Raw genomic sequence first — 1,466 nt, forward strand, 5'->3', positions numbered from 1 at the left:
CGCCGCCTCCTTCAAGCAGTGGGCGGCCGAGACCGACGTCATCTACAACGCCAGCGCCAAGGAGACCGGCGGCGAGCGGCACGTCCGCTACGTCACCGAGGCCGACTGCACCGCCTCCGTCCTGAACGTCGAGGTCTCCGCGGGCGACCTGCAGGAGTTCGGGGCCATGAACAACGCCCTGGCCGCCAAGGGCTTCAACCGCCGCGACCGCAAGTACATGGTCTTCGCCGACGCCCAGGTCTACTGCGGCATCGGCACCTTCAACGGCGACGAGCGGCCCGGCGCGGACAACCTCAGCAACTTCGGCCCCTCCTACGGCCGTACGGACTCCGGCTGCTGGGGCGGCAGCACCCCCGCCCACGAACTGGGCCACAACCTCGGCGCCGTCAACAACAGCGCCCCGCACACCAGCAGGGCGGCGCACTGCGTCGACGAGTGGGACATCATGTGCTACTCGGACGCCCCGCACTACCCCAAGATGCAGACCATCTGCCCCGACCGCGCGAACGACGCCCGCCTGGACTGCGGTCACGACGACTACTTCCACACCAACCCCAAGCCGGGCAGCTACCTGGCCACCCACTGGAACATCGCCAACAACCGCTTCCTGATGGCCGCCGGCGGCACCACGAACCCCGACCCCGGCCCCACGCCGACCCGCACGCCCGACCCGACGCGGCCGCCGACGGCCGGCCCCGAGGCCAAGGTCAGCCAGATCACCCCGAACTCCGCCGTCGTCAGCTGGACGAAGGTCCCCTCGGCCACCGGCTACGACCTGCTGGTCAACGGGAAGAAGACGGCCGACGTCAAGGACGCCGTCGTCCGCCTCACGGGGCTCGCCCCGGGCACCTCCTACAAGGTCGCCGTCGCCGCGCGCGGCGCCGACGGCAAGGCCTCCGCACCGGGCCGCGCCGCGTCCTTCCGCACGCTCACCACCGACGGCGGCTCCCCGACCCGGCCGGGCACGTCGTACGTGATGGTCAACGGCCTCACCGGCGAGGCCCTCGACCTGTGGGGCGGCTCCTCGGCCGACGGAACCGTCGCCATCGCCTACCAGCGGCACGGCTACGCCAACCAGCAGTGGTCCTTCGAGAACGCCGGCAACGGCACCCTGCGCGTGAAGTCCCTCCAGAGCGGCAAGTGCCTCGCACCGGGCGGCCGGGCCGTGGCCGGCCAGTACGTGGCCCAGCAGCCCTGCCGCGACACCGCCGCGCAGAAGTGGCGCCTGAACGCCGCGGGCGGCGGCTCGTACGTCCTGCAGCCCGAGGGCTCCTCGCTGGCACTGGGCATCAGCAACCGCTCGTACTACGGCGGCCGCCTGCTCGAACTCCAGCAGAAGAACGACCAGGGGTACCAGAACTGGACCCTGTCCAAGGCCGCCGCTTCCTGACGGCCGCCTTCCGATAACGGGCCGGCGACCGCTGCTTCCCCTTCCCCCCACCGGCGGTCGCCGGCCCGTTATCGGA

At 71.6% G+C, this 1,466-nt stretch carries 1 protein-coding gene; it reads left to right on the forward strand.

The annotated features are described in order from the left end of the window. A partial coding sequence (locus ACSNOG_RS32710) for an RICIN domain-containing protein (RefSeq protein WP_436756327.1) occupies positions 1-1,390 on the forward strand: 1,390 nt, incomplete at its 5' end. Positions 1,391-1,466 lie beyond the last annotated feature (76 nt).

The organism is Streptomyces sp. URMC 124 (genome assembly GCF_051386455.1).
Taxonomy (GTDB): domain Bacteria; phylum Actinomycetota; class Actinomycetes; order Streptomycetales; family Streptomycetaceae; genus Streptomyces.